General features: G+C 57.3%; 17 protein-coding genes. 10 read left to right on the plus strand and 7 right to left on the minus strand.

Going from position 1 to position 16,581, the window contains the following annotated elements; translation table 11 throughout:
• Window positions 1-187 precede the first annotated feature (187 nt).
• On the plus strand, window positions 188-370 hold the full coding sequence (locus GFS31_RS07210) for a hypothetical protein (protein WP_198807523.1): 183 nt from the start codon (window positions 188-190) through the stop codon (window positions 368-370).
• Here the strand turns inward: GFS31_RS07210 and GFS31_RS07215 are convergent.
• Window positions 352-1,497, minus strand: coding sequence for an NAD(P)/FAD-dependent oxidoreductase (locus GFS31_RS07215; RefSeq protein WP_198807524.1), 1,146 nt, complete (start codon window positions 1,495-1,497; stop codon window positions 352-354). The genes GFS31_RS07210 and GFS31_RS07215 overlap by 19 nt on opposite strands.
• A 12-nt stretch (window positions 1,498-1,509) precedes the next feature.
• On the minus strand, window positions 1,510-2,541 hold the full coding sequence (locus GFS31_RS07220; RefSeq protein WP_198807525.1) for an energy transducer TonB: 1,032 nt from the start codon (window positions 2,539-2,541) through the stop codon (window positions 1,510-1,512).
• 100 nt (window positions 2,542-2,641) lie between these two features.
• Between GFS31_RS07220 and GFS31_RS07225 the strand changes: the two genes are divergently transcribed.
• The 3 genes from GFS31_RS07225 to argS all read left to right on the plus strand — a co-directional run bounded on the left by GFS31_RS07225 (window position 2,642) and on the right by argS (window position 5,883).
• The gene (locus GFS31_RS07225) at window positions 2,642-3,352 is read left to right on the plus strand and encodes a GNAT family N-acetyltransferase (RefSeq protein WP_198807526.1); all 711 of its coding nucleotides are present in this window, start codon (window positions 2,642-2,644) and stop codon (window positions 3,350-3,352) included.
• 13 nt (window positions 3,353-3,365) lie between these two features.
• The gene (locus tag GFS31_RS07230; RefSeq protein ID WP_198807527.1) at window positions 3,366-3,917 is read left to right on the plus strand and encodes a DUF3122 domain-containing protein; all 552 of its coding nucleotides are present in this window, start codon (window positions 3,366-3,368) and stop codon (window positions 3,915-3,917) included.
• Window positions 3,918-4,125: 208 nt separating this feature from the next.
• Window positions 4,126-5,883 (plus strand): arginine--tRNA ligase, encoded by a 1,758-nt coding sequence (gene argS, locus GFS31_RS07235; RefSeq protein ID WP_198807528.1) that lies wholly within the window; start codon window positions 4,126-4,128, stop codon window positions 5,881-5,883.
• A 26-nt stretch (window positions 5,884-5,909) separates the two neighbouring features.
• Here the strand turns inward: argS and GFS31_RS07240 are convergent, their stop codons facing one another.
• Window positions 5,910-6,905 carry an adenosine deaminase gene (locus GFS31_RS07240; protein WP_198807529.1) on the minus strand — a complete coding sequence of 332 codons (996 nt, stop codon included), beginning with the start codon at window positions 6,903-6,905 and terminating at the stop codon, window positions 5,910-5,912.
• 348 nt (window positions 6,906-7,253) lie between these two features.
• Between GFS31_RS07240 and GFS31_RS07245 the strand changes: the two genes are divergently transcribed.
• On the plus strand, window positions 7,254-7,484 hold the full coding sequence (locus tag GFS31_RS07245) for a hypothetical protein (protein ID WP_198807530.1): 231 nt from the start codon (window positions 7,254-7,256) through the stop codon (window positions 7,482-7,484).
• A gap of 41 nt (window positions 7,485-7,525) precedes the next feature.
• Here GFS31_RS07245 and GFS31_RS07250 read toward each other — a convergent pair whose 3' ends face one another.
• Window positions 7,526-8,653 (minus strand): ElyC/SanA/YdcF family protein, encoded by a 1,128-nt coding sequence (locus tag GFS31_RS07250; protein WP_198807531.1) that lies wholly within the window; start codon window positions 8,651-8,653, stop codon window positions 7,526-7,528.
• 72 nt (window positions 8,654-8,725) lie between these two features.
• Window positions 8,726-9,319 (minus strand): sulfite oxidase-like oxidoreductase, encoded by a 594-nt coding sequence (locus GFS31_RS07255; protein ID WP_198807532.1) that lies wholly within the window; start codon window positions 9,317-9,319, stop codon window positions 8,726-8,728.
• A 99-nt stretch (window positions 9,320-9,418) separates the two neighbouring features.
• Between GFS31_RS07255 and GFS31_RS07260 the strand changes: the two genes are divergently transcribed.
• The 5 genes from GFS31_RS07260 (at window position 9,419) to GFS31_RS07280 (ending at window position 13,270) form a co-directional block, all read left to right on the plus strand.
• Window positions 9,419-9,712 (plus strand): type II toxin-antitoxin system RelE/ParE family toxin, encoded by a 294-nt coding sequence (locus tag GFS31_RS07260; RefSeq protein WP_198807533.1) that lies wholly within the window; start codon window positions 9,419-9,421, stop codon window positions 9,710-9,712.
• An 8-nt stretch (window positions 9,713-9,720) separates the two neighbouring features.
• The gene (locus tag GFS31_RS07265) at window positions 9,721-10,026 is read left to right on the plus strand and encodes a HigA family addiction module antitoxin (protein ID WP_198807534.1); all 306 of its coding nucleotides are present in this window, start codon (window positions 9,721-9,723) and stop codon (window positions 10,024-10,026) included.
• Between the two features lie 57 nt (window positions 10,027-10,083).
• The gene (locus GFS31_RS07270; RefSeq protein WP_198807535.1) at window positions 10,084-10,965 is read left to right on the plus strand and encodes a CHAT domain-containing protein; all 882 of its coding nucleotides are present in this window, start codon (window positions 10,084-10,086) and stop codon (window positions 10,963-10,965) included.
• Window positions 10,966-11,201: 236 nt separating this feature from the next.
• A complete protein-coding gene (locus GFS31_RS07275) occupies window positions 11,202-11,360 on the plus strand; it encodes a hypothetical protein (protein WP_198807536.1) in 159 nt (52 codons plus the stop codon).
• Window positions 11,357-13,270 (plus strand): acyltransferase family protein, encoded by a 1,914-nt coding sequence (locus GFS31_RS07280; protein ID WP_198807537.1) that lies wholly within the window; start codon window positions 11,357-11,359, stop codon window positions 13,268-13,270. Before GFS31_RS07275 ends, GFS31_RS07280 begins: the two co-directional genes overlap by 4 nt.
• A gap of 157 nt (window positions 13,271-13,427) precedes the next feature.
• On the opposite strand, the gene GFS31_RS07285 is transcribed toward GFS31_RS07280, so the two are convergent.
• Together GFS31_RS07285 and cheB are read right to left on the minus strand one after the other, a co-directional pair.
• Window positions 13,428-15,338 (minus strand): GGDEF domain-containing protein, encoded by a 1,911-nt coding sequence (locus GFS31_RS07285; protein WP_198807538.1) that lies wholly within the window; start codon window positions 15,336-15,338, stop codon window positions 13,428-13,430.
• A 112-nt stretch (window positions 15,339-15,450) separates the two neighbouring features.
• Complete coding sequence (gene cheB, locus GFS31_RS07290; protein ID WP_198807539.1) at window positions 15,451-16,530, minus strand: chemotaxis-specific protein-glutamate methyltransferase CheB; 1,080 nt, start codon at window positions 16,528-16,530, stop codon at window positions 15,451-15,453.
• Window positions 16,531-16,581: the final 51 nt, after the last annotated feature.

Genomic DNA, 16,581 nt, shown 5'->3' on the forward strand with positions numbered 1-16,581 from the left:
ATGTGATGATTGATTCACTGGTTTCTACTCGGGCAGATCGTCCAGACGCTGTTCTTGCAGCAAACATTGCGACAAAGTGCCACCCCCCTAACCTTTTCGGCATTTTGCAGTCTGGCCACCACCTTCCTTCCTTGAGTGCCTTGCCCTTGATTCTGATCACGGCTGCTCTGTTGTCTGAGGTTATCTAATGTCGAAGCGTCGCAATCCCAAGAAAGAAAAAGCACTGCGTAACCAAGCCTACGCCCGCAAGTTTCGCAAAAAGCGCTCTGGGGGGCAGCGTTTCTTCAAGCGCAACAACCGTGGGGCCGATGAAGAAAATACGAACGAGAACGCCAATAAAGAGGGCAACGACTACTCAGCCGCCATGTAGGTTGAGCCTGTCTTTAGGCTTTCAAGAATGCGCTGGGCAGCGGCCTCTCCCGAAATCACAGCTTCGTTTAGGCCCACCCCCCCACACCAATCTCCACACCCTGCCAAGGTCGGCACCGCTTCGGTGTACAGCACGTTGGCAGGGTGTGCTTGTTTAACCAGACCGTAGCGCCAGCGGTGTACCTGCATCCAGGTGGGCTGGGCTAGCCAATGGCCTAGGGAGGCAGCAGCGGCAGCTAGGATCTCTTGCCCCACAGAGGGAAGATCCGCCGCGTCAAAATGGGCCTCGGCAAAGGCGGCAGTGCTGTGAGCCACCACCACGGGGTAGGGCGGATGGGGGCGTTTGCTGCTATCTAGCACCACCCAGCGCAACACCGGATGCCCGTCTCCCCACACCATCCATCCCGCTGCGGTGGATTCGTTAGCAGGCACCCCACTTAGATCGGCGCGGATTGCTGAGTCATAGCCCGCCATCACGGTAATTACCGGGTCGAAGGTGACGGCTGCCGCCGCCGCCCAAAACGAAGTTAACTCCGCGTTTCGAGCCGTGGCCGCCCGCAGAATGGGAATAACCTGGGCCGCTGGCAGGGCCAACACCAGCGCCCGTGCCTCCAGGGGAGTGGTTGCTTCAGGGTCAGAGCCTGCCGCTACCCCTGCCGCATCATTCACCCAATCCACCCGCCATCCCGCCGCCGTGAGCCACACCTGGGTCACTCGGCTTTGCCGCTGGATAGAAAGCCCCGTCGCCATCGCCTTGGCCAGGGCACTCATCCCTTGGGAAACGCTGTAATACGGCGCTGCGACACCTTCCTGGACAGCACGGAGAGCGACCGACCCATCTGCGCCTAGGGTGAATTCCGTGGGCGTCCAGGGTTGCAAAAGGCCCTGATCGATCCAAGGCATTAGCCAGGATTCCTCTGGGGGAGAAGGCCATGGAATCAACCGACAGCCGTGATCCACCGCCACCGTTGGGCCATCTCCCTGGGGCTCCGTTACCCGCCGCGTGGCCATGCGCCCTCCCAGCCCCCGCGATTTATCGAGCACCCGCACCCGACATCCAGCCTGGGCGAGGCGCTGAGCTGCGGTAATGCCGCTAATTCCGGCCCCAACTACGATGACATCCCACATCTGAGCCTTCTCCTAAAACCGCACCTGAAAATCCACCTGATAGGCATCGGTAACTTGGGGTTGTCCATCCACCAAGGCCGGGGCTAGGCGCAACTGTCGCTGTCCTATGCAGCTTACCAGGTTGTCCAGAGCCGGGTTGCCGCTGCTGTAATCGACGTAGGTTGCGGAGACCGTGCCATCGGCTTCCACCTGCACCCGCAGCGCCACCGCCAAGACCGTGCCTGGGCTAGCCATAGATCCTAGATGGGTGTTCCCGCACCCCCAGGCTCCAGGCGGGATGGCCATGGCCGCTGTGCTCAACAACTGGGGCGGCGTATCGGGCCAATCCCTGCCGTAGGGCGTCGGGCGCAGGCCCAGGGGGATGAGATATCCGGTGGTCTGTTCGGTGGCCTGTCCTGGGCTGGGGGGTAGCGAGACAGGGGGGATCGCGGCGGCTGGCGGCGTTGCGGCTGGCGGCAAAACCCTTGAGGGGGAATCTGGGGGGAATGGCGGGGTGGGGGCTGGGGAAGGCGGTAGGGAAGGGGGTGGTGGCGCTGGGGAAGATGGCGGGACAGTGGGGGATGGAGAGGCCGTCGGTGGTAGTGACGGTGAGGGGGATGGCGGTGAGGGGCTTGCGGTCGCTGGGGGAGATATAACCGGGGGCATCTGCGGGGATGGGGCAGCCGCAGGCGGACGGGACGTTGCAGTAGGGGGTAGGGCAGGGGGAGGGAGAACACCAGGCCCAGGAACCCCAGAAGACAGAGCAACCGGGGGGGCCGGAGACGGTGGTGCAGCGGCTGGGGCAACGGAAGCCGCCTGATCGACTGCTGGATGACTTGCCTCTGGGGTCTGGGGAGAATCTAGCGCCTCATGGGGGGCCGGGGTTGGAGCAAGCACAAGCAGTTGAACAGGAATCGTATCGGGTGCCGTTGGCCTGGGCTCTATCCACGTCGGCAGATGCAGCAGTAGCACGCCGTGGGCCACCACCGATAGCCCTGCGGCCAGGGGCCAAAGCGCCTGGGGATCGCGGTAGGATTCGAGGCGGGTTAAAAAGGGTGCAGCCATAGCAGAATGCTAACAGGGTCAAGATGCTAACGTAGTCAGGGGAAAGACAGGCGATTGGGTTTGGATCGCGTCTCCGGTCGTACGGCGTACATGGGGTGCCATGGCTGAATCAATCTTCAATACCTCGAATACCTCTCAATGGACACAGGCCCCCACCGATGACAGCCAGCCAGTGGATTGGGCCTCCCCAGACGCTTGGCCCACGCCGCACATCCGACCTGCGAGCCTAGAGGATTTGAGCCAACTAACCGAGGCGCTGGCTAGTAGTTTCTATGATCGCACGGGCTGGCTGGCGTGGCTGTACCCCCTCCTGCGGCTGGGCATTCAGGAGGATCTAAAGCAGCGGCTCAAAACCGAGCGTCACCACTATGCTTGCCTTGCGGCGGTGGTGCCAGCCGCTACTCCAGCCTCCCCTGGCGATCTCCGCCCAGAAACTATTGTGGGAACGGTGGAGGTGTCTCAGCGGCAATCTTGGCCTTGGCAACCAACCCGCGCTACCCATGTGTACATCTCCAACCTGGCGGTAGTGCAGCCCTGGCGGCGGCGGGGGGTAGCGGCTCAACTCTTAGCCGCCTGCGAAGCCCTCGCTGTGACCTGGCACGTTGATCACCTCTACCTCCATGTCATGGAAGATAACCCAGGGGCGCGACGGCTCTATCGTCGGTTTGGGTTTGAGGTGCTGCAAGTGGAGGAGGGGCTAGGGGCATGGCTGGGGCTCCAACCTCGCCGTCTACTGCTGCAAAAAGATCTCGTGCCATCCCCAAACCCAGCGCCCAGTCGCCCTCAACCGGGGTCTATTCCCACCCATTAACCTTCTCCTTGGCATGATTTTCAGCGATTTGATCACCCCAGATACCCTGTGGAACTGGATACGTCGTCTAGTTCTGGCGCTGGCGCTGGGAGTATTGCTGCTGCTGGTCACGGCTGCTCCGGCCTGGGCCTCCATCCACACCTACCACGAGCAACCGGGTCAAACCACCGTCCGATCTCGCCAAAGCCTGCGCGATCAGCGGGATATGGCCTGGCAAGCGACGGTGTTCAAGCGCTACCAAGGCTCAGAGATTCAGGGTATCTACCTGCGCCTAGTGGGGTTTCCGGGGCAGGTAACGGTGGATCGTCAGCAGGCCCTCGCCATCGACACCGGAACCACCGCCCACTGGAGCGCCCCCTACGCCCTCGATCCCCAAACCCCAGCCTCCGTGCTGCCTGACAACATCAGCCAATACGACCTGGGCACGGTGTTAACCGAGATGCCCCGCCCCATTCCCCTCACCCTGGCGGTGCCCCTGGTGGGCCAAGCCCCCGCCCAACTCGTCGCCGCCCCCTACGTCGTCCAAGAATGGCTCACCATCGCCCAAACCACCCCCGAACCGTAACTACCCCAGACTCGCAGGGTGCATTCGCGGCAAACCGCTTTGGCAATACCGACCATCAACCACCAGAGCCGCAATGCACCTACCGGAAGACAACGACCGAGGAGAGACACCAGGGGGGAACAGATTGGCTTAGGATTGAAGGGTTCTATCTGTCCCGATTGGCCCTAGGGGTTTGGGAAGGTTCCTCGGTTAGGTTATTACAGTCGCCATGAAGTCTACCGTCGCACAGCTTAAAACCCAGATTCAGCGGGCCATGGTGGCCGCCTTTGGGGAGGATTTGACCGATACCGACCCGATGCTGGTGCCCACCAGCAATCCCAAGTTTGGCGACTTTCAGGCCAATGTGGCCATGTCCCTCGCCAAGCCGCTGAAGCAAAACCCTAGGGAAATTGCCCGCCAAATCGTCAAAAATCTGGACTTGGGCGACCTCTGCGACACCCCAGAAATTGCTGGCCCCGGTTTCATTAACCTGCGGCTGAAGACGGCCTATCTGGAGGCCCAACTCAAGGCGATGCAGGCGGATCCGCGTTTGGGCGTGGCCCCGGTAGAGCAGCCCAAAACCGTTATTGTGGACTTTTCCAGCCCCAACATCGCCAAGGAAATGCACGTCGGCCACCTGCGCTCGACCATCATTGGCGACTCCATTGCGCGGGTGCAGGAATTCATGGGCCATAACGTCCTGCGGCTGAACCATGTGGGCGACTGGGGCACCCAGTTTGGCATGTTGATCACTCATTTGAAAGAAGCCTGTCCCGAAGCCCTGGAAGCAGGTTCCACGGTAGACATTGGCGACCTGGTGGCCTTCTACAAACAGGCCAAACTGCGCTTTGATACCGATGAGGACTTCAAAACCCGTTCCCGTGAAGCGGTAGTGGAGTTGCAGGCGGGTGAAGAAACGGCCACCAAAGCCTGGAAGGTGCTCTGTTCCCAGTCTCGCCAGGAATTTCAAAAGCTCTACGACCGTCTGGATATCCAGATTCAGGAACGGGGCGAATCTTTCTACAACCCTTTCCTCGCCGATGTAGTGCAGGACTTAGAAACCCAAGGGCTGCTGGTGGAAGACCAGGGTGCAAAGGTGGTTTTTGTCGATGGCTTCACCAACAAGGACGGCAACCCCCTGCCGCTGATCATCCAAAAAACCGACGGCGGCTACAACTACGCCACCACCGACCTCGCCGCCATCCGCTACCGCACCGGAACCGATGGGGCCGAACGGGTGCTCTATGTGGTGGATGCGGGCCAGGGCAACCACTTCGCCCAGGTGTTCCAAGTGGCGGGGAAGGCGGGCTGGATTCCCGACGGGGTGGATCTGACCCACGTTCCCTTTGGGGTGGTGCAGGGGGAGGATGGCAAAAAGTTCAAAACCCGCTCCGGCGACACGGTGCGGTTGAAGGACTTGCTCGATGAAGCCGTCAGCCGCGCCCGTGCGGATCTCGAAACCCGCATCCAGGCCGAAGAACGCCAGGAGACCGAAGACTTCATCCAAAACGTGGCCGAAGCCGTAGGGATTGGGGCGGTGAAATACGCCGACCTCAGCCAAAACCGCACCAGCAACTACATCTTCAGCTTCGACAAAATGCTGGCCCTGCAAGGCAACACCGCCCCCTACATGCTCTACGCCTACGTGCGGGTGCAGGGCATTGCCCGCAAGGGCGGCATCGACTTTGACCACCTCCCCGCCGAGGCCAGCCTTCACCTAGAGGACGACAGCGAATTTGCCCTCAGCCGCTACCTGCTGCAACTGGATACCGTCCTAGAGGAAGTGGCCCAAGACCTCTACCCTAACCGCCTCTGCCAATACCTGTTTGAACTCAGCCAAACCTTCAACCAGTTCTACGACCGCTGTTCTGTCCTTCAGGCCGAGGAACCCCAGCGTACCTCGCGGCTGATTCTCTGCGACCTCACCGCCAAAACCCTCAAACTGGGCCTTTCCCTGCTGGGCATTCGCGTCCTAGAGCGGATGTAGTCCTTTCGATAGGCGATCTTCCCCACCTAGGTAGCCTGGGCCACGGCCTGGAGGAAGGTTTGCTTTTGCTCGTCGCTGAGGAAGGAGGCCCGGAAGGAGTTTTGGGCCAGGGTAATCATATCCTCCGGCGTCAGGGGCAGGGCGGCGGCAATAGCGGCCATGTTTTCGGTCATGTAGCCCCCAAAGTAGGCGGGATCGTCGGAGTTGACCGTCACGCACAGGCCCAGATCGAGCAGGTGCTTGAGGTTGTGGTGGGCCATGGTGTCGAACACGCAGAGCTTGATGTTGGAGAGGGGGCACACCGTCAGGGGAATTTGGTGTTCGCCCAAAAAGTCTACCAGGGCCGGATCTTCGACGCAGCGCACCCCGTGGTCAATGCGGGACACCTTCAGCAGTTTCAGGGCTTCCCAAATGTATTCCGGTGGCCCCTCTTCTCCGGCGTGGGCCACGGTGAGGAAGCCCTCGGCCCTAGCCCGGTCAAACACCGCTTGGAACTTCGACGGCGGATGCCCCATCTCGGAGGAATCTAGCCCCACCGCCAGGAAGCGGTCGCCGTAGGGTAGGGCTTCCTCTAGGGTGGCCATGGCGGCTTCGGCACTGAGGTGACGCAAAAAACAGAGAATGAGCCCGGACGACACCCCCAGCCGTTGCTGCCCATCCCGCAGGGCTGCGGTGATGCCGTCGATCACCACGGGGAAGGGAATGCCTCGGTCGGTGTGGGTTTGGGGGTCGAAGAAAATTTCCGTATGGCGCACGAATTGGGCGGCGCATTTTTCTAGATAGGCCCAGGTGAGATCGTAGAAGTCCTGCTCCGTTTGCAGCACCCGCGCCCCGGCATAGTAGAGATCCAGAAACGACTGAAGATGCTCAAATTGGTAGGCCGCTCGCACCGCCTCCACCGAATCGTAGGGGAGAGCGAGGCCGTTGCGCTGGGCCAGGGCAAACATCATCTCCGGCTCTAGGGATCCTTCGATGTGGATGTGGAGTTCGGCCTTGGGCAGCGTGAGCAGGTTGGTGGTCATGGCAGGTACCCCATCAGAAACAGGACGAACGGGTGAAGCCGTCATGCCCTACACCCGTTCCCAGCCATTCAACGAGGTGAGGCGAGCGGGGAGGGGCAGGGCTCGGCAGACGGGAAGCCTATGCTTCTATTCTCTCAAAAGAGGGCAAGATGGCGCTATTCTGCGGAGATATCTTAGCTTTTGCCCGTCACCCGGTGGGCTTATCCCTGCGCGAGACGGCTCAGAAGACCGACCTCCCAGCGAGGAACGGCTGACGGCTGAGGGGGATGGGACGAGACTTTCCATGTAAGATGAGAGCAGCGGTTACATCCCTTCACACCTTTCCCCTCTCTCCTCTTTTTTGGCTCTATGTCGTTCTTCCGGTCTTACATTGCGCCCCTGTTGATTGTGCTGATCTTTGCTGTGGCTATGCTGGCGGTCAGTGCCCGCATCTTTTTGCCCAGCGACATGATGGCCCCGGCCCCCATCGAAGAAACCGTATCCACCCTGCCCCCGGCTCCCTTGGCCTCTAGCGATGGGCTTACCCTGGATCTCTCTGAGTTCATCCACGGCCCCGCCGCCTACCAAGTTGAGGGCTAGGCTTGCTTGCGTCGGGGGGGGGTAGACCCAGCCAGCCTGGATTAGTCGAGGGTTTCTACTACCTCATCCCAGCGCATACTGAAGGGGGGCAACCAGCCCCGCATATAGTAGTACATCGAGGCTAGGAGTTCTTCCCAGTAGCGGGTGGTAATCCGCAGGGCTCCCACATTGGGCACCAGATCGGAAAATCGGGCGAGGGTGCCATCGGCGCGGCTGCGGGGGGCTCCATAGAGTTCTGTGGGCCAAGCCACGACTTGCAGACCATCATTTTCAAAGGCGAGGGCTGCTCGACGCATGGCCAGGGCAGGGGTGACTAAAATCACTCGGTTCGTAGTCCGGTTGTCCCGTTCGGTGCGGCGCTCTCCACGGGCGAGGGGGGTAAAGAGCTGACGGTCGGTGAGGAAGCTTTTCTGGTTCTCCACCGTGCCGCGAATGTCCATTCCGGTGTTGATGATGTTGATGTTGTCCGTGGGGATGCCGCGATTGACTAGCCGCTGGCGGATGGATTGATCGAGCTGCTGGCCAATGTCGCTGTTGCTGTCTCTGGCCCCCGCCGTCACCGTTACCAAAGGAGCCGCCGCCGCCACCCGACCATAGACATCGGCGGCACTGTTGAGCCGCGACACCAAGATAGGATCCAACGGCACATCCGAATCGCTTTGGCTGGGCAGGTGATTGGAGACTCGGTAGGCATCGGCGTTATCGCCAATCACCACCATCGCCCTGGCCAACTGAAGGGGCACCGCATCGGCGGCATCGCAGAAATTGGTGCTGCACAGGGTGCGTTGATTTTCGTAGGCCCGCTGCACCGACTCCTCTGCCTGCACCGACAGCCCCCGTGCTATCAGCGGCATACTGCTGACCCAAATCACCGCTAGGGCCGCCACCACCAGCTTGCGCTCCACCTTTTTGGGATCCTTTGTCAGGGCCAAAAATAGCATGGTAATTGCGGCACCCAGGGGGGTAAGCGGCAGGGAAATGAGCTGCCAAAAGGTGCCCACCGTGCGGTCGTTGGGGTCAATAAACGCCCCCAACACCACCAGCAAAATCAGCCCGCCCCCCAGCCAGGTGAGCCACTTTTCTGGAATCAGCTTTTTCACAGCCCACCACAGACCATAGCCAATGGCTAGCCACAGCAATAATCGGGTGAGCAGATTGAGAATGTCCATGCTTGGGCGCTGAGGGACGGGAATTGGCCTTCCTGATGATACTGAGGATTCCAGATTTTGCAGCGCCTTAGCCTAGCGACTGTAGCGCTCTCTAGCCCAAGGGTTTCCCCGCATGTGGTAGCCGTTGCGCTCCCAAAAGCCCGGTTCTGGCTGGGCCAAAAACTCTAGGCCGCTGATCCACTTGGCGCTTTTCCAGGCGTAGAGATGGGGCACCACCACCCGCACCGGGCCACCCCGTTCGGCAGGGAGGGGCTCTCCATTCAGGGTATGGGCCAGGAAATTGTCGGGTCGTAAAAAGTCCGCCAAATCCAAATTTGTGGTGTAGCCGCCGGAGCAGTGCAGCATAACGTGAACCGCCTGGGGATCGACCTCCACCGTGGCCATCAGGTCGGTGATGGCGACCCCCGTCCACGACACATCCAGCTTGCTCCAGGTGGTAACGCAGTGGAAGTCGGCGGTGAAGTCGCGTTGGGGCAGGGCCATCAGGTCGTCCCAGGTGAAGGTTTGGGGCTGGGCAAGGCCAGAGATGGTTAACCGCCAATCGGCCCCGCTCACCTCCGGCGTTTCGCCATAGGTAAGCACCGGAAACCCCTTGGCCAAGTTTTGTCCCGGCGGCACCCGATCCGCCAATTCTGGGCCAGGTTTCTCAAAAAACTTGCCTGCCATCGCCATCATCCCCAAGGTAGGAGTCCTTTTCGATTTTCCCTCAACTTTTCCCAAAGAAGATTCCCTTGCTATGCTGAGACTAGAGATTAAGACCGCCAGATGATTCATTCATTCCGCAATCAGGGAACGGAGGATATCTTCAACGGCAAGGCTTCCAAAACGGCAAGAGCCACCTGTCCACAAACGCTTTGGAAGCGTGCTGTCCGAAAGCTTGACCAGATAGATTCCGCTACTTCTGTGGATGACTTGAAAGTGCCCCCTGGCAATGGGTTAGAGCTTCTTAAGGGTGATCGCACAGGGCAGTACAGCATTCGTATTAACGACCAGTACCGCATCTGTTTTGGCTGGGTGGAGCAGGGGGCAACCGAGGTTGAGATTGTCGATTATCACTAAACCAAGTCATGAGAATACCGACCCACCGATCACCAACCCACCCAGGCGAAATGCTGTTGGAAGAGTTTTTAGTTCCCATGGGGCTATCTGCTGAAGATCTGGCGATCTCCATTAACGTGCCTATGGCCAAGATTGAAGCCGTGATCAGCGAACAGCAGGGGGTAACGCCAGAATTAGCCCTACGGCTCGCTAAGTTCTTCGCTATGTCTGCCGACTTTTGGCTCACGCTACAACTACGGTGGGATCTCTACCGTGCCCAACAGTCAGAAGCGGAAGCCTTAGCCCAAATTCATCCTTACCAAACGGCATCTTAACGGCTATCTACTGGTATACCAGGAGTCGGAGATACCCTATTCCCGTCCATAGCCACCATGCCGAAAATTCTTTTTCTCGCCGCCAACCCCAAAAACACTACCCGCCTGCGCTTAGACGAAGAACTGCGGGACATTAAAGAAGGACTGCGCCGCGCCCAACAGCGGGATCAGTTTACGCTGATTTCCCACGAAGCCGTCCGTTCCCGCGATATTCAGCGGGCCATGCTGGACGAAATGCCTCAGATCGTCCACTTTTCCGGCCATGGCGATGGCGAAGCCGGACTGGCCTTTGAGGACGAAACGGGCAACGCCAACCTGATCGACGGCAACGCCCTCGCCGACCTCTTTGCCCTGTTCGCCGACCCCGCCGAATTCCCCGAACCGCTCACCTGCGTCGTCCTCAACGGCTGCTATAGCGAAGTGCAGGCGAATGCCATCGCCACCTATGTGCCCTACGTCATCGGCATGACCCAAGCCATCCCCGACCGCGCCGCCATCGAATTTGCCGTCGGTTTCTACGATGCCCTCGGCGCAGGTCGCAGCGTTCCCTTTGCCTTCAAATTAGCCCGCACCGCTATCCCCGACCGCGCCGCCGCCGAAATCCCCATCCTCCTCAACAAAATCCAGCCCCCTGCCACATCTAACTCCCCTCTCCCCATGGGAGAGGGGCCGGGGGTGAGGGCCAACTCTGCCCCAGGGCAATCCCCTACCAACGCCATCCCCCAAGGGCGCACCCAGCTCTACCAATTTCTGCTCCGCATTCCACCTGCTCAATTTGAAATGGTGATCTTCGACCTCAACCCACCCAAGGGCAACATTTCCCCCAGTTCTGCCCCCCAAGGCCAACGGGTACCGGAACTGCTGGACTGGCTAGAAAGCCCCATCGGCCCAGGATTGGAAGCCCTACGAATCTCCCTTGGTAACGTCCTCTACCCCTGATTGCCTGACACATCTCTAACGTAGACTGGGTGCAGCACAGCGTTCGCAAAGCGTCTCCTCAGGCGAAAACTGAACATCAACCGAGGGTTTAGGGCTTGTTGGGCTTTGCTATCGCGCCACCCAACCTACCAGATATCAAGGCTTCTTTGCGTTGTGTCAGTCAGGCTAGAGGCCATCCCTTAGACCTAGCCATATAGATAGTGCCATCTCAGATTCAGATCAATAGGGGATCATCTATGAATAAGCCATCTTCTCAAGCTCAGTACTGGACTGAAATCGACGGACTTCGTGCTCTTGCTGTTGTTGCTGTTATTGTCAATCACTTAAATAAAGATTTCTTGCCAAGTGGCTATTTAGGGGTAGATATTTTTTCGTTGTCTCTGGCCTTCTCATGACTTCATCACTTCTATCAAAGTCAGAATTGAATCCTGTAATATTCTTTTCAAACTTTCTAGCCAAGCGAATCAGGCGTATACTGCCAGCCCTAATTGTTTGTGTCGTTGTAACGAGTTTAATAATATGCTTGGTTAATCCTGATCCAGAACAAGAAATCACAACAGGTATTGCGTCACTATTTGGCTTCTCAAATATTTATTTAACTCAACAAGCTACTGATTATTTCGCGACATCATCTGAGCTCAATCCTTTTACACAGACTTGGTTCCTAGGAGCGTTGATCCAATCTGAATTATTCTTATGTCTGATTGCATGGATTTCCCTATGGATCACAACAAGAATAAGGCATACGTACTGGGATAAAAGGCGTATCTTCACATGGATAATATCTATAGTCATACTCATCTCTTTTCTGAGATTTATCTATTTATATCCGATTGACAGATCGTCCACTTATTTTTCTGCTGCTACCAGGTTTTGGGAAATAGGGTTGGGTTCCCTCGCGTATTTGCTCATTAGTCATGTCACTACAACAGGCGGAATTTATCAATATTCACGAGATTTTCTATACAAATACATAATTTCTCAGGCGACATGCCTAGTGCTACTGATAGCAATCACATCCTTTTTCTTTTTACCTCTGGCTTTTGCTGTACAAGGGACAGTCTTAACTGCACTTGCAACATCCGCCGTGCTGGTTCATATCACTCAAACGAGAACCAAAAAAACTAGTCTATTATCTCGAAAAGAAATTATATTCCTGGGATCAATATCCTATTCACTCTATTTGTGGCACTGGAGCGTTTTATCAATTAGCAGATGGACAACTGGTATCTACTGGTGGCTTATCCCAGTACAACTTGGAATAATACTCTTCTTTGCGTGGCTCTCTTTTCAATATATTGAGCTTCCGTCAAGGCAACTAAAGTGGCCTGGGCATGATTGGAAAGTCGCATTTTATGGAATTTTGACCTCAGTCATCATTGCTGGCTTCCTATTTTCTCTGACCAAAGTACCTGCTCTTAGTTTGTATTCCGGTCGTCATCCCGAATTAATTGCCAAAGGAGTTCAGTCATTAACTGAACCTTATTCTATTGATGGAGCTGAGGGAGAATGGAGGGGAATAGACTGCGTCATATCAGGTGAGATAGATATAGATAAAAAAATTGATGTCGAAAAATGCACCTTAGGATCTTTAGAAGATTCAAAGGCAAGAGTGCTAGTGGCAGGAAATTCCTTTTCGGCATCCTTTACTCATGCTTTTGATGAATTGATACGCGAAGATGAATATTCTGTTATTATTACTTCTTCATGGGGATCGTCGGTATTGCCAAGTCGTTTCCAAGGAAGCAGTCGAAAAAATACTGACGATTACTCTGATCACTATTGGTCGCTTATTATTTTTGATATAATTCCTATTCTTAAGCCTAATGACTGGGTGTTTTTAGTTAACGATATGGCGGGATTATCACCTCCAGTTAGAACATCTGACAATGATGTTTATTTCCAGGAATTTCGGAATAATTTAATAGAGTTCTCCAGGTTGATTGAATCCAAAGATCTGAATCTAGCTATTCTACACGGTAATCCCTTCGCGCGAGAGGCAAACTGTAAACCTAATGTTGCTATAAGGCAGTGGTTTCATCCGTTTGGAACGCCTTGTAAATTACCAGGAAAAACAGCTTCATTGCAAAGGAGGCAAGAATTAGATGATTTTCTCCGCTCCCTTGAACAGGAGGGAAAGATATCAGTCGTAGACTTGTTTGATATCTTTTGTCCTGGCCGAATATGTACTTATAATGCAGCAAATGGCGATTTATTGTATCGAGATGAGTACTCCCATCCATCCGTTGAGGCCGCTCGCTTATCTGCTCCTATTATTCGTCAAGCGTTGACCTCTGGAGAATAATATTAAGGGCACCTCGATTAATACCGAAAAGTCCGTAGATACTGTGTTGGCCGATGGCCGTCAAGGGTTGGCCGTTGCCGCTTTAGGGGGCTTTAGGTTGTAGGGTGCATAACGCCAAGGCGAGGCTAGTGCCGACGCACAGCCATGCACCAAGGCCCTAGTTTTCCTTGGCTACCCAGCGATTGCGGCCTTGGCGTTTGGCGGTGTAGAGGGCTTGGTCTGCGGCCAAGATCAGGGTCTGGGAAAATTCGCCCCGTTGGGGAACGTGGGTGGCAAGGCCAAGGCTGAGGGTGACGTGGTGGCTCACCGCCGAGTCTGTATGAACGATGGCTAAATCATGAAGGTGGGCCTGAAGGGTAGTCGCTATGTGCTGCGCTGTTTCTTGGGGCGTATTGGGCAGCAGCAGCGCAAATTCTTCGCCCCCATAGCGGGCAGCCAAATCTCCGGGGCGGCGGGCACTTTGCTGAATCACCTGGGCCACCTGCACCAGGCATTGATCCCCCATGGGATGGCCGTAGCGATCATTGTAGGCTTTGAAGTAATCCACATCGCACAGAATTAAGCTGAGGGGCTGTTGGAACTGCAAACACTGGCCCCACACCCGTTGCAGGTGGCGATCAAAGGCGCGGCGATTGGCCAGTTGGGTGAGCGCATCCAGGTCGGCTTGCTGTTGGAGGGAGGCTTCGAGGCGCTTGCGGTCGCTAATTTCTAGCAGCACTACCCCCACTTGGGTCGTGACGGGATCGAGCCCTTGGATGGGAAAGCAGGAGAGTAGCCAGGTGCGCTGAATCTCAACTTCGGCGGTGGTGGTGGTTTCCACTTCTTGGTCAATGAGGGCGGTTTGGGTGCGAACCACCTGCTGATAGGCGGATTGGATAGCCTGGGCGAGATCGGGCATTAAAATGCTCCCCTCCCCCAGGGGAAGGCTGCTGGAAAAGCCCAAATTAGCCAGCACTGGGTTCATTCGCACCAAGCGCAGGGATTCGTCTAAAATGCCGAGGCCAACGGGGGAGGCGGCAAACAGTCCGGCTAGGATATTCTCGCTTTGGCGCAGTTCCTCGGCCCGTTTTTCCACCTGAAGTTCTAGGGAAGCGAGGGTTTCCTCTAGGCGCTGTTGGGAGACCTGGCGTTCGGTAATCACCGCCGAGAGGATCAAAATGGTGAACGACAGCACCGCCAGGAAGGACTGGAGGTACAGGAACGACTCGTGGGGAGCCTCGCGCACAAAGGCCCCCAGGCCCAGATTGGTGGCGTAGATAGCCACGACGGTGATGATGGCCAAACACAGGCTGGCCGAGAGCAGCCCCAGCCGAAACACCACCAGCATCAGCAGCGGCAGGAAGATGTAGTCAATCGGGTAGCCCTGGCCAAAGGTGAGGTAGAGCAGTAGCATAAAAGCCCCAAAGAGCCCGATGGAGGCTTGGGCCAAGGTACTCCCTCGTCCCCAGGGGGGTTGGGGGTGGTGCATTCGCAGTAAGGGCGGCACAAAGATGAGATGGGCCATGGCGGCGGGTAGCCACCAAGTGAGCCAGGTGAGGGGCACATCGGCGGGTTCAATCAGTCCCACGGCTTGCCAGGTCAAACTACCAGCCAGGGCGGGGAGGATGGGCGACACCACCGATGCCCCAATGAACCGCAACACCCTGGGCACCGACTGAAACCAGTCTGGGCTTAGGGCTTGGGTGGGGCGGGCGCGATGGATCCTAGTCAACCAACCTGGCCGGAAGCCTTGCAGACCCCAGACTGCCAGCAGCGGTTGCAGGGTTTCGCAGCCGGAAAACACCAGGCTGGCCCAAAGCAGCGACGGCCAGGACAAGCCCGTATCCCACAGGCCCACGATTACAATGGCAAAGGCTCCCACAAACACACCGGGCAAGATGGTGGGGCCATAGCGCAACAGGGCCGCTAAGGTGAAGGCGGCAGGGAACCAAATGGCGGTAATCTTTCCCGGCAGCGAGGCCAGGTTCACACTCGCCATAAACAGCAGGGCAAAGCCCACCGCCACCCCAACCCCTAGGGCCAGCCGATACCCAGGCCAAGATCGCCAAGCAAATGGCAAAAACGTCATCTCCTCACGCGAAACGGCACATCAAAGCTACATTCTGCCCTATTGGATCGGGATTCCGCCCTCAGACGCACCGCCACCCCTCCGATTGACCGATTTGACCCATCGTGTAGGGCTACAGGCGAGAGGTTTGGGCAGTAAACACCTGGTTCATCAAAAAGGGCGCGATGGATTGTAGGGGCAACACCTGCTGAGCGGCCCCCAGGGCAATGGCTTCCTTGGGCATGCCAAACACCACTGAGGAGGCTTCGTCTTGGGCGATGGTGAGGCTTCCGGCCTGGGCCATGGCCTGGAGGCCGTCGGCTCCATCGCGGCCCATCCCCGTCAGCAACACCCCCACGGCGGAGCGGCGATAGTAGCTGGCCACGGATTTGAACATCACCGTGACGGAAGGACAGTGACCGGATACCGTCGGCCCCTGGGTGACGGAGATCTGCCCACGGGGGCTAATTTCTAGGTGGTGCCGTTCGGGGGGGAAGTAGACGATTCCGGGCTGGGGACTTTCCCCTGGACTGGCAATTTTGACCTGGAGGCTGCAACTGCTGTTGAGCCAGTCGATCAGCCCCTGCAAGAAGCCCTCGCTGATGTGCTGCACGCAGAGGATGGGCACGGGGAAGGTTTTGGGTAACTGCTGAAAAATCGCCAGCAATGCCTGGGGGCCACCTGTGGATGCGCCGATGGCCAGGATTCTGGGGGCACGGATATCCATCGGTGTCGAGGCAATGGGGGGCCGCTGGATCAGGGGTTGGCGCACGGGGGGCGCACCCTGGCGGCGTTGGGTGAAGACGGAAACCCCAGACAACACGCGAATTTTGGCCAGCAGTTCGTTTTTGGATTTTTCGTACTCCGAGGCCAGCCCGGTGCGGGGTTTGGGGAAAATATCCAGGGCTCCGGCTTCCAAAATGCGGAACACGTTTTGGGTGTCTTCTTCTTGCACCGAGGCGCTGACCACCAAAATCGGGCAGGGGTGGCGGGCCATCACCTCCTGGGTGAGTTCCAGGCCGTTCATTTTGGGCATATGGAGATCGGTGCAGATCATGGTGGGGTTCACCATGGGAAACATCGCCAGGGCTTCTTGGCCGTTGCGGGCCACACCCACCACTTCAATGTCCGAAGCTTCACGAAAAATCCGCTGCAAAATGGCCAAGGCAACGGGAGAATCCTCCACAATCAACAGTCGAATACGACCAGGCATCTAGCGTCTCACTTCGGTTAGGAATCAGGCCCCAGGGTGACGCGCCACCGA

Origin of the sequence: Leptolyngbya sp. BL0902 (assembly GCF_016403105.1) — a bacterium.
GTDB lineage: Bacteria > Cyanobacteriota > Cyanobacteriia > Phormidesmidales > Phormidesmidaceae > Nodosilinea.

What these genes read in the sequence shown, in the direction of transcription:
- GFS31_RS07210 (WP_198807523.1), top strand. Translation starts at nt 188, where the DNA reads ATGTCGAAGCGTCGCAATCCCAAGAAAGAAAAAGCACTGCGTAACCAA.
- GFS31_RS07215 (WP_198807524.1), bottom strand. Translation starts at nt 1,497, where the DNA reads ATGTGGGATGTCATCGTAGTTGGGGCCGGAATTAGCGGCATTACCGCA.
- GFS31_RS07220 (WP_198807525.1), bottom strand. Translation starts at nt 2,541, where the DNA reads ATGGCTGCACCCTTTTTAACCCGCCTCGAATCCTACCGCGATCCCCAG.
- GFS31_RS07225 (WP_198807526.1), top strand. Translation starts at nt 2,642, where the DNA reads ATGGCTGAATCAATCTTCAATACCTCGAATACCTCTCAATGGACACAG.
- GFS31_RS07230 (WP_198807527.1), top strand. Translation starts at nt 3,366, where the DNA reads ATGATTTTCAGCGATTTGATCACCCCAGATACCCTGTGGAACTGGATA.
- argS (WP_198807528.1), top strand. Translation starts at nt 4,126, where the DNA reads ATGAAGTCTACCGTCGCACAGCTTAAAACCCAGATTCAGCGGGCCATG.
- GFS31_RS07240 (WP_198807529.1), bottom strand. Translation starts at nt 6,905, where the DNA reads ATGACCACCAACCTGCTCACGCTGCCCAAGGCCGAACTCCACATCCAC.
- GFS31_RS07245 (WP_198807530.1), top strand. Translation starts at nt 7,254, where the DNA reads ATGTCGTTCTTCCGGTCTTACATTGCGCCCCTGTTGATTGTGCTGATC.
- GFS31_RS07250 (WP_198807531.1), bottom strand. Translation starts at nt 8,653, where the DNA reads ATGGACATTCTCAATCTGCTCACCCGATTATTGCTGTGGCTAGCCATT.
- GFS31_RS07255 (WP_198807532.1), bottom strand. Translation starts at nt 9,319, where the DNA reads ATGGCAGGCAAGTTTTTTGAGAAACCTGGCCCAGAATTGGCGGATCGG.
- GFS31_RS07260 (WP_198807533.1), top strand. Translation starts at nt 9,419, where the DNA reads ATGATTCATTCATTCCGCAATCAGGGAACGGAGGATATCTTCAACGGC.
- GFS31_RS07265 (WP_198807534.1), top strand. Translation starts at nt 9,721, where the DNA reads ATGAGAATACCGACCCACCGATCACCAACCCACCCAGGCGAAATGCTG.
- GFS31_RS07270 (WP_198807535.1), top strand. Translation starts at nt 10,084, where the DNA reads ATGCCGAAAATTCTTTTTCTCGCCGCCAACCCCAAAAACACTACCCGC.
- GFS31_RS07275 (WP_198807536.1), top strand. Translation starts at nt 11,202, where the DNA reads ATGAATAAGCCATCTTCTCAAGCTCAGTACTGGACTGAAATCGACGGA.
- GFS31_RS07280 (WP_198807537.1), top strand. Translation starts at nt 11,357, where the DNA reads ATGACTTCATCACTTCTATCAAAGTCAGAATTGAATCCTGTAATATTC.
- GFS31_RS07285 (WP_198807538.1), bottom strand. Translation starts at nt 15,338, where the DNA reads ATGACGTTTTTGCCATTTGCTTGGCGATCTTGGCCTGGGTATCGGCTG.
- cheB (WP_198807539.1), bottom strand. Translation starts at nt 16,530, where the DNA reads ATGCCTGGTCGTATTCGACTGTTGATTGTGGAGGATTCTCCCGTTGCC.